Raw genomic sequence first — 10,421 nt, 5'->3', positions numbered from 1 at the left:
GGCTGCCATCAAGGTAGGCTGCAATCGCCTTGAGCTTGAACTGCTCGGTGTACTTGCCCATAGATCCCCCAAGGGTTGGATTGGTGTCCAACTTCTTGGGGGCAGTCCAGGTTCCGCACCGTTTCTGTGGGAGCGGGCTTGCCCGCGAAGAGGCCGGAACAGGCAACTTCCCCTCAAAATCAAAAGCCCAATAATTTCAAACCCTTGGCTAACCCTACCGATTCCCGCTAGCATCCGCCCACTCTTTTGCGCCAATAATAAGTCCAAGCCCGCAGCGCCCAACCATCGAGGCCAGCATGTACATCTATCGTTTGGTCCTGCTTCTGGTCGTGGGGATCTACCTGTTCTCCCCGGCCATCATGGACTGGTGGATCGAACCGACCGGAGCCTGGTACCGCCCCTACCTGCTCTGGCTGATCCTGATCGTCGTCACCTTCATCCTGCAGAGCCAACGAGATGCCGATGAGCTTTAGCCTGACCCAGATGATCCTGATCAGTGCCGCGTACCTCATGGTGCTGTTCGGCGTGGCCTGGATCAGCGAGCGTGGGCTGATACCCCGCTCAATTATTCGCCACCCGCTGACCTACACCCTGTCGCTGGGCGTGTATGCCAGTGCCTGGGCCTTCTATGGCTCGGTCGGCCTGGCCTACCAGTACGGGTATGGCTTCCTGGCCTGCTACCTGGGGGTCTCCGGGGCCTTCCTGCTGGCGCCGGTGCTGCTTTACCCGATCCTCAAGATCACCCGCACCTATCAGCTGTCGTCGCTGGCCGACCTGCTGGCGTTTCGTTTCCGCAGCACCTGGGCCGGCGCGCTGACCACCCTGATCATGCTGATCGGGGTACTGCCATTGCTGGCCCTGCAAATCCAGGCGGTGGCCGACTCGATCAGCATCCTGACCGGCGAGCCGGTCAAGGCCAGGGTGGCATTCGCCTTCTGTGCGCTGATCATTCTGTTCACCATCTTCTTCGGCTCGCGGCACATCGCCACGCGCGAGAAGCATGAAGGGTTGGTATTCGCCATTGCCTTCGAATCGGTGATCAAGCTGCTGGCGCTGGGCGGCATCGGCCTGTACGCCTTGTACGGTGTGTTTGGCGGCCCGCATGGGCTGGAAGTGTGGCTGCTGCAGAACCAGACCGCCCTGGCCGCGCTGCACACACCGCTGCAGGAAGGGCCATGGCGCACCCTGCTGCTGGTGTTCTTCGCCTCGGCCATCGTCATGCCGCACATGTATCACATGGCCTTCACCGAAAACCTCAACCCGCGCTCGTTGGTCAGCGCCAGCTGGGGCCTGCCGCTGTTCCTGCTGCTGATGAGCCTGGCCGTGCCGCTGGTGCTGTGGGCCGGTCTGCGCCTGGGCGCCAGCACCAACCCGGAATACTTCACGCTGGGGTTGGGCATTGCTGCCAACAATAAAGCACTGGCGCTGCTGGCCTATATCGGCGGGCTGTCAGCGGCCAGCGGGCTGATCATCGTCACTACCCTGGCGCTGTCGGGCATGGCCCTCAACCACCTGGTGCTGCCGCTTTACCAGCCGCCGGCCGAAGGCAACATCTACCGCTGGCTGAAATGGACCCGCCGCGCGCTGATCGTCGCCATCATCACCGCCGGCTTCATGTTCTACCTGACCCAGAACAACCACCAGAGCCTGGCCAACCTGGGCATCGTCGCTTTCGTCGCCACCTTGCAGTTCCTGCCGGGCGTGTTGTCGGTGCTGTACTGGCCTACCGCCAATCGCCGCGGTTTCATCGCAGGCCTGCTGGCCGGCACCCTGGTGTGGCTGGTGACCATGCTGCTGCCGCTACTGGGCAACCTGCAGGGCTTCTACATTCCGCTGCTGGACATGATCTACGTCCTCGACGACACCAGCTGGCACATGGCGGCCATCGCCTCGCTGGCGGCAAACGTCTTGCTGTTCACCCTGATTTCGCTGTTCACCAATGCCAGCAGTGAAGAAGCCAGCGCCGCCGAAGCGTGCGCGGTGGACAACGTGCGCCGCCCGCAGCGCCGCGAGCTGCACGCGGCTTCGCCACAGGAATTTGCCACCCAGCTGGCCAAGCCACTGGGCGCCAAGGCTGCGCAGAAAGAAGTCGAACAGGCCCTGCGCGACCTCTACCTGCCCTTCGACGAGCGCCGCCCCTATGCGTTGCGCCGCCTGCGCGACCGCATCGAGGCCAACCTGTCGGGCCTGATGGGGCCGAGCGTGGCCCAGGACATGGTCGAGACCTTCCTGCCCTACAAATCCGGCAACGAAAACTATGTCACTGAAGACATCCACTTCATCGAAAGCCGCCTGGAAGACTATCACTCGCGCCTGACCGGCCTTGCCGCCGAACTCGACGCCCTGCGCCGCTACCACCGCCAGACCCTGCAGGAACTGCCCATGGGCGTCTGCTCCCTGGCCAAGGACCAAGAGATCTTGATGTGGAACAAGGCCATGGAAGAGCTGACCGGCATCGCCGCCAAGCACGTGGTCGGCTCGCGCCTGGTGACCATCGGCGAACCTTGGCGCGGCCTGCTGCAGGGCTTCATCGACGTGCCCGACGAACACCTGCACAAGCAACGCCTGGCCCTCGACGGGCAGCCTCGCTGGCTGAACCTGCACAAGGCCGCCATCGACGAGCCATTGGCGCCGGGTAACAGTGGCCTGGTGCTGCTGGTCGAGGACCTGACCGAAACCCAGGCCCTGGAAGACAAGCTGGTGCACTCCGAGCGCCTGGCCAGCATTGGCCGCCTGGCGGCCGGCGTGGCCCACGAAATCGGCAACCCGATCACCGGCATCGCCTGCCTGGCGCAGAACCTGCGCGAGGAACGCGAGGGCGATGGCGAGATCACCGAGCTGTCGAGCCAGATTCTTGAACAGACCAAACGGGTGTCGCGCATCGTCCAGTCGTTGATGAGCTTCGCCCATGCCGGTGGCAGCCATCAGAACAGCGAAGAGCCGGTGTGCCTGGCCGAAGTGGCGCAGGATGCCATTGGGCTGCTGGCGCTGAACCGGCGCAATTTCGAAGTCCAGTTCTTCAACCTCTGCGACCCGGAACACTGGGCCGAAGGTGACCCGCAGCGCCTGGCCCAGGTGCTGATCAACCTGCTCTCCAACGCCCGCGACGCCTCACCGCCCGGCAGTGCCGTGCGTGTGCGCAGCTCCGTCTTCGAGCACACCGTCGACTTGATTGTCGAAGACGAAGGCAGCGGGATCCCGAAGAGCATCATGGACCGCCTGTTCGAGCCCTTCTTCACCACCAAAGACCCGGGCGAAGGAACCGGACTGGGGCTCGCTCTGGTCTATTCCATCGTGGAAGAGCATTATGGGCAAATCACCATCGACAGCCCTGCCGACATCGAACGGCAACGTGGCACCCGGATCCGCGTGACCCTGCCCCGGCATGTCGTAGCGACGTCCCCTGAAATTCGAGACCGTCGAGAGAATTGAATCAATGCCGCATATTCTGATCGTCGAAGACGAAACCATCATCCGCTCGGCCCTGCGTCGCCTGCTCGAGCGGAACCAGTACCAGGTCAGCGAAGCCGGCTCGGTGCAGGAAGCCCAGGAACGCTTCAGCATTGCCACCTTCGACCTGATCGTCAGCGACCTGCGCCTGCCAGGCGCGCCTGGCACCGAGCTGATCAAGCTTGGCCAAGGCACCCCAGTGCTGATCATGACCAGCTACGCCAGCCTGCGCTCGGCGGTGGACTCGATGAAAATGGGCGCGGTGGACTACATCGCCAAGCCCTTCGACCACGACGAGATGCTCCAGGCCGTGGCGCGCATCCTGCGCGACCGGCAAAACGCGCCTGCTGCCGCACCGGCTGCAGAACCGCGGGGCAACGGCAAGGCGGCCGCGGCCGACAAAGGTAATAGCGCGTCTGCCAACGGCGAGATCGGCATCATCGGCTCGTGCCCGCCCATGCAGGACATGTACAGCAAGATCCGCAAGGTCGCACCGACCGATTCCAATGTCCTGATCCAGGGCGAATCGGGTACCGGTAAAGAGCTGGTCGCCCGTGCCCTGCACAACCTGTCACGCCGGGCCAAGGCACCGATGATCTCAGTGAACTGCGCGGCCATCCCCGAGACCCTGATCGAGTCCGAGCTGTTCGGCCACGAAAAAGGCGCCTTCACCGGCGCCAGCGCAGGGCGCGCCGGGCTGGTCGAAGCGGCGGACGGCGGCACCTTGTTCCTCGACGAAATCGGCGAATTGCCCCTCGAAGCCCAGGCGCGCCTGTTGCGCGTGTTGCAGGAAGGCGAAATCCGCCGGGTGGGCTCGGTGCAATCGCAGAAGGTTGATGTGCGCCTGATCGCGGCCACCCACCGCGACCTGAAAAACCTGGCCAAGGCCGGCCAGTTCCGTGAAGACCTTTATTACCGCCTGCACGTGATCGCCCTGAAGTTACCTGCCCTGCGCGAGCGTGGCAGCGACGTCAACGAAATCGCCAGTGCCTTCCTGGCCCGCCAGAGCGCACGGATTGGCCGGGATGACCTGCATTTTTCCGCCGATGCCGAGCAAGCGATTCGTCATTACAGCTGGCCGGGTAACGTGCGCGAGCTGGAAAACGCCGTGGAGCGTGCGGTGATTCTGAGCGAGAGCGCAGAAATTTCCGCCGACCTGCTGGGTATCGACATCGAGCTGAGCGACCTGGAAGACGACGACATCCTCGACAACGCCCTGGCCGTGGCCAGTGCGGGCAATGCCAGCCATGAGCCTACCGAGGACTTGTCGCTGGAGGATTACTTCCAGCACTTCGTGCTCGAGCACCAGGACCACATGACCGAGACCGAGCTTGCCCGCAAGCTTGGCGTCAGCCGCAAATGCCTGTGGGAACGCCGCCAGCGCCTGGGTATCCCGCGGCGCAAGAGCAACGCCACCAGCGAGTAACACGCTTTGGGCCTGACCGGCCCTTTCGCGGGCAAGCCCGCTCCCACAGATTCTTCACCGCCTTTGAGAACGGTAAAGAACCTGTGGGAGCGGGCTTGCCCGCGAAAGGGCCGGCAAAAACCACTACGCACACCCCAGGTAACACATCAGTACCCGCGAAAATCTGTTACCCAAGCTTTCAGGCGTAACAGTTCCCGAGGTGTACGGTAACGAAACCCCGCCATTTTCGGCCTGCCAAAAACCCGCGAAAACCTCCAAGCCCTTGATTTCATTGGGTTTCGAAAAGTTGGCACGGCACCTGCTATATGCTTAGTACAAAAACAATAACAAGCACTGCAACTCAGAATAAGAACAAGACGAAACGGCTCACGCACAATAAAAACAAGACGGCGGAGGCGCAGCTAACTGATTCTTTTGGAGAGGATGCGTGTTTGGGGCTTGCCCCACGACCAGGCAGAGAACAACAAAAACTGCACTAAAAAGCAGCGCCTGAACTGGTTGGATCGACAGATCAACGTGACATCAGCGGCCAAAGCAATCCGTTTGCTCTTTACCCCTGGATTAGGGGTCGTCCACAAGCTTTGCGATTTGTGGACAGGGCACTCAACAAAAACAAGAAGCCCAGCAAAAAAATAATAAGAGCACGCAACGACTTCTTGGGGAGCTTAGGCTCCCCTTGTCGTTTCTCCCTTCTGGCAGGCATCCTGCTACCCGCCTACACCATTCCTTGAGTAAATGCTAGAATCCCCGCCCATCATGCGGCCATTCTCCTATTCTTGGCCGAACATTCCTTCAAACAGTGCATCCCATGCTGAAGAAGCTGTTCCAGTCGTTCCGCCCTCCCGTACCGGGCCAGCACCACAGGCGCACCACGCCTGAGGTGATCAACAAGAGCCAACACTCGCTGCAACGCCACCAGTTCAGCCGCCACGCGGTGAACATCGTAGAGCGCCTGCAGAGTGCGGGCTACCAGGCTTACCTGGTCGGTGGCTGTGTCCGCGACCTGATGCTTGGCATCACCCCAAAAGACTTCGACGTCGCCACCAGCGCCACCCCTGAACAGGTCCGTGCCGAGTTCCGTAACGCGCGTATCATTGGTCGCCGCTTCAAGTTGGTCCACGTGCATTTCGGCCGTGAGATCATCGAAGTCGCCACCTTCCGCGCCCACCACTCGGAAGACGATCAAGGTGATACCCACCGTTCGTCGCACAACGCCAGTGGTCGCATCCTGCGTGACAACGTGTACGGCACCTTGGAAGAAGACGCGCAACGCCGCGACTTCACCATCAATGCCCTCTACTACGATCCGGTCAGCGAACGCATCCTCGATTACGCCAACGGGGTGCACGATGTGCGTAACCGCCTGCTGCGCCTGATCGGTGACCCGACCCATCGCTACCAGGAAGACCCGGTGCGCATGCTGCGGGCCGTGCGGTTCGCTGCCAAGCTCGACTTCGGCATCGAAAAGCACACGGTCCAGCCGATCCGCGAACTGGCCCCGATGCTGCGCGAAATCCCCCCTGCACGCCTGTTCGAGGAAAGCCTCAAGCTGTTCCTCTCCGGCCAAGGTGCGATGGCCTTCGAAATGCTGGTCGACCTGCAGCTGTTCGAGCCGTTGTTCCCGGCCAGCGCGCATGCCCTGGACGAGCGCCCCACCTACACCCACACCCTGATCAGCCAGGCGCTGAACAACACCGATCTGCGTGTGAAGCAGGGCAAGCCGGTGACCCCGGCCTTCCTCTTCGCTGCGCTGCTCTGGCCCGCCCTGCCGGCCCGTGTGCTGCACCTGCAAAACCAAGGTGTGCCACCGATCCCGGCCATGAACGGCGCGGCTCACGACCTGATCGCCGAACAATGCGCACGCATTGCCATCCCGAAGCGTTTCACCCTGCCGATCCGCGAAATCTGGGACATGCAGGAACGCCTGCCACGCCGCAGCGGCAAACGTGCCGACCAGTTGCTCGACAACCCGCGCTTCCGTGCCGGTTACGACTTCCTGCTGCTGCGTGAAAGCGCGGGTGAAGAAACCGACGACCTCGGCCAATGGTGGACTGACTACCAGGATGCCAATGACAGCGAGCGCCGCGAGATGATTCGCGAGCTGGGCAGCCGTGACGAAGGCACTGGCGCTGGCCCGCGCAAGCGCAAACGTAGCGCCAGCAAGCGTAAGCGTGGTGGCGAAGAGGCGTTCGAGTGACCACGCGCGCCTACATCGGCCTGGGCAGCAACCTGGACGAGCCTGCAGAACAACTGCAGAACGCTTTCCAGGCGCTCGACCAGGCCACCGGCACCCGCCTAGTGGCCACCTCGAGCCTGTTCACCAGTGACTCGCTGCTGCCTGGCCAGCCGCGCTACACCAATGCTGTGGCTGCGCTCGACACCTCGCTCGAGCCGCTGGCGCTGCTCGATGCCTTGCAGGCCATCGAAAACGACCAGGGCCGTGTGCGCAAAGAGCGTTGGGGCCCGCGCACGCTCGACCTGGATATCCTGCTGTTCGGCGACCACCTGATCGACGTGCCGCGCCTGCAGGTGCCGCACTACCATATGCACGCCCGCGCCTTCGTGCTCTACCCATTGGCCGAACTGGTGCCCGCAGGCTTCTGCCTGCCCGATGGCCGCGACCTCGCCCAACTCATCAGCGCCTGCCCGTTCGTCGGCCTCGAGCGCCTGTAATTCGGGCGCTGCAGGCGGCGGTAACGCCAGTAACACCCTGATCGTAACAATGCGGTAACAGGGTGATTGACTTCCCCCACCTCGCTCACGACTATAGGCGTCCCGTGTGGCACCCAAGTGCCGCATACCCGTATTTAGGCCCGGACGGACCTGTGCCCGAACATCACGCGCGATGATGTGCCGCTCCGGAAGATGACTACACGCGTTGTATGCAGTCGTTTTAACAGCGCCTGAACGAGGATTTTCCTACATGCCTGAAGTAACCCTGACCACCCTGCATGGCCTGAAGGCCAAGGGTGAAAAAATCACCATGCTGACCTGCTACGACGCGACCTTCGCCAAGGTTGCCAGCCAGGCCGGTGTCGAAGTGTTGCTGGTGGGCGACTCGCTGGGGATGGTCCTGCAGGGCCATGACAGCACGCTGCCTGTCACCACCCAGGAAATGGCCTACCACACTGCCTGCGTCAAGCGTGGCAACGATGGCGCGCTGATTCTGGCCGACCTGCCGTTCATGGCCCACGCCACCCCCGAACAGGCCTTTGCCAACTGCGCCACGCTGATGCAGGCCGGCGCCCACATGATCAAGCTCGAAGGCGCTGCCTGGCTGGCCGAGACCATTCGTCTGCTGGCTGAACGTGGCGTGCCGGTGTGCGCGCACATGGGCCTGACCCCACAAACCGTCAATGTACTGGGCGGTTACAAGGTGCAGGGCCGTCAGGAAGCCCAGGCGCGGCAGATGCGTGCCGACGCCATTGCCCTGGAACAGGCCGGCGCGGCCATGCTGCTGCTGGAGTGCGTACCGAGCGAACTGGCGGCAGAAATCACCCAGGCCGTGAACATTCCGGTCATCGGCATTGGCGCCGGTAGCGCCACCGACGGCCAGGTGCTGGTCCTGCACGACATGCTTGGCCTGTCGCTGAGCGGCCGGGTGCCGAAGTTCGTGAAAAACTTCATGGCCGGCCAGCCGGACATCGAAAGCGCCCTCGCCGCCTACGTGACGGCGGTCAAGGACGTAAGCTTCCCTGCCAGCGAACACGGGTTCAGCGCATGAACACAGTCAAGACTGTCCGTGAACTGCGCGCCGCCGTTGGCCGCGCGCGTGGCGAAGGCAAGCGCATCGCGTTCGTGCCGACCATGGGCAACCTGCACAGCGGCCATGCCGCGCTGGTGACCAAGGCCGCCCAGCGGGCCGACTTTGTCGTTGCCAGTATCTTCGTCAACCCGCTGCAGTTCGGCGCCAACGAAGACCTCGCCACCTACCCACGTACCCTTGCAGCCGACCAGGAGCGCTTGCTCCAGGCCGGCTGCAACCTGCTGTTCGCGCCAACCGTCGAAGAGATGTACCCCGACGGCATGAGCGTGCAAACCCGGGTCAGCGTCCCCCACCTTTCCGAAGGCCTGTGTGGCGCCAGCCGGCCAGGGCATTTCGAGGGTGTGGCGACAGTGGTCAGCAAGCTGTTCAACATGGTCCAGCCAGACTTGGCCGTGTTCGGCGAAAAAGACTTCCAGCAGCTGGCGGTAATCCGCGCCATGGTGCGCGACCTGAACATGCCCATCCAGATCATCGGTGAGCCGACCGTGCGCGCCGACGATGGCCTGGCGCTGTCGTCACGCAATGGTTACCTCACCCCCGAGCAGCGTGTTACCGCACCTGCGCTGTACCGCACCCTGCAGCACATCGGGGCGGCCATTGGCCGTGGCCAGCGTGATTTTGCCGCGCTGGTGGCCGACGGCCAGGCGCAACTGACCGCCGCCGGGTTCCGCCCGGACTACCTGGAAGTGCGCCATGCCGTGAGCCTGCGCCCAGCCATGATCGATGATCGCGACCTGGTGGTGATTGCCGCCGCTTACCTGGGTAACACCCGGTTGATCGACAACCTGTACCTGCACGTGGAAGACAAGACCGCGTAAGCCTTCGGGGCTGCCTCGCGGCCCCTTCATAACCGCTCACGCCCCCATTCCCCCCGCGCCGCCAATGCCTATAATGACTGCCTGCAACTGACAGCCGTGGCCAATGTCCAAGGCCTCACAACGCACCAAGGAACCCTGAGCAATGGCGTATTACCGTACTCCCCATGATGTGACGGCCCTGCCCGCCTGGCAGGCGCTTCAGCAACACCGCGACGCCATGCAAGACTTCAGCATGCGTGAAGCCTTCGCCGCCGATGCCAAGCGTTTTGATCAGTTCTCCCTGAGCAGCTGCGGCCTGTTCCTCGACTACTCGAAAAACCTGATCACCGAGCAAAGCCGTGACCTGCTGGTGAACCTGGCCAACGAAGTCGGCCTGCAGGATGCGATCAAGTCGATGTTCAGCGGCGAGATCATCAACGCCTCCGAAGGCCGCCCGGTGCTGCACACCGCCCTGCGCCGCCCGGTGGGCGACAAGCTCAGTGTCAACGGCGTCAACGTGATGCCGGAAGTGCACAAGGTGCTCAACCAGATCACCGAGCTGGTCGGGCGCATCCACGATGGCCTGTGGCGCGGTTACAGCGAAAAGCCGATCACCGACGTGGTCAACATCGGCATCGGCGGCTCGTTCCTCGGCCCCGAACTGGTCTCCGAAGCGCTGCTGCCCTACGCACAACGCGGCGTACGCTGCCATTACCTGGCGAACATCGACGGCAGTGAGTTCCATGAACTGTCGGCCAACCTGCGCGCCGAAACCACCCTGTTCATTGTGTCGTCGAAATCGTTCAACACCCTCGAAACACTGAAGAACGCCATGGCCGCGCGCACCTGGTACCTGGCCCAGGGCGGCTCGGAAGCAGAGCTGTATCGCCACTTCATCGCCGTCTCCAGCAACAAGGCCGCCGCCGTCGCCTTCGGTATCCGTGAAGAGAACATCTTCCCGATGTGGGACTGGGTCGGTGGG

Annotated in this window: 8 protein-coding genes; all 8 read left to right on the top strand. The window is 62.8% G+C overall.

Going from position 1 to position 10,421, the window contains the following annotated elements:
- The first annotated feature begins 296 nt into the window (after positions 1-296).
- Complete coding sequence (locus tag HU750_RS26840; protein ID WP_003250005.1) at positions 297-473, top strand: hypothetical protein; 177 nt, start codon at positions 297-299, stop codon at positions 471-473.
- On the top strand, positions 457-3,432 hold the full coding sequence (locus tag HU750_RS26835) for a sensor histidine kinase (RefSeq protein ID WP_027595008.1): 2,976 nt from the start codon (positions 457-459) through the stop codon (positions 3,430-3,432). The genes HU750_RS26840 and HU750_RS26835 overlap by 17 nt, the downstream gene beginning before the upstream one ends.
- A gap of 4 nt (positions 3,433-3,436) precedes the next feature.
- Entirely contained in the window at positions 3,437-4,876 is a 1,440-nt protein-coding gene (locus HU750_RS26830) for a sigma-54-dependent transcriptional regulator (protein ID WP_027595009.1), read from the top strand.
- Between the two features lie 808 nt (positions 4,877-5,684).
- Positions 5,685-7,073, top strand: coding sequence for a polynucleotide adenylyltransferase PcnB (locus HU750_RS26825; RefSeq protein WP_027595010.1), 1,389 nt, complete (start codon positions 5,685-5,687; stop codon positions 7,071-7,073).
- The gene (gene folK, locus HU750_RS26820) at positions 7,070-7,549 is read left to right on the top strand and encodes a 2-amino-4-hydroxy-6-hydroxymethyldihydropteridine diphosphokinase (RefSeq protein ID WP_027595011.1); all 480 of its coding nucleotides are present in this window, start codon (positions 7,070-7,072) and stop codon (positions 7,547-7,549) included. Before HU750_RS26825 ends, folK begins: the two co-directional genes overlap by 4 nt.
- A 250-nt stretch (positions 7,550-7,799) precedes the next feature.
- Positions 7,800-8,600 carry a 3-methyl-2-oxobutanoate hydroxymethyltransferase gene (gene panB / locus HU750_RS26815; RefSeq protein WP_186683361.1) on the top strand — a complete coding sequence of 267 codons (801 nt, stop codon included), beginning with the start codon at positions 7,800-7,802 and terminating at the stop codon, positions 8,598-8,600.
- Entirely contained in the window at positions 8,597-9,460 is an 864-nt protein-coding gene (gene panC, locus HU750_RS26810; RefSeq protein ID WP_027595013.1) for a pantoate--beta-alanine ligase, read from the top strand. The genes panB and panC overlap by 4 nt, the downstream gene beginning before the upstream one ends.
- A gap of 142 nt (positions 9,461-9,602) precedes the next feature.
- Positions 9,603-10,421: phosphoglucose isomerase-related protein (locus HU750_RS26805; protein WP_514132432.1), on the top strand; the 819-nt coding region annotated here is incomplete at its 3' end.

This window comes from Pseudomonas sp. SWRI50 (genome assembly GCF_014269095.1).
Lineage (GTDB): Bacteria > Pseudomonadota > Gammaproteobacteria > Pseudomonadales > Pseudomonadaceae > Aquipseudomonas > Aquipseudomonas kermanshahensis.
This window is presented reverse-complemented; position numbering and strand designations above follow the sequence as displayed.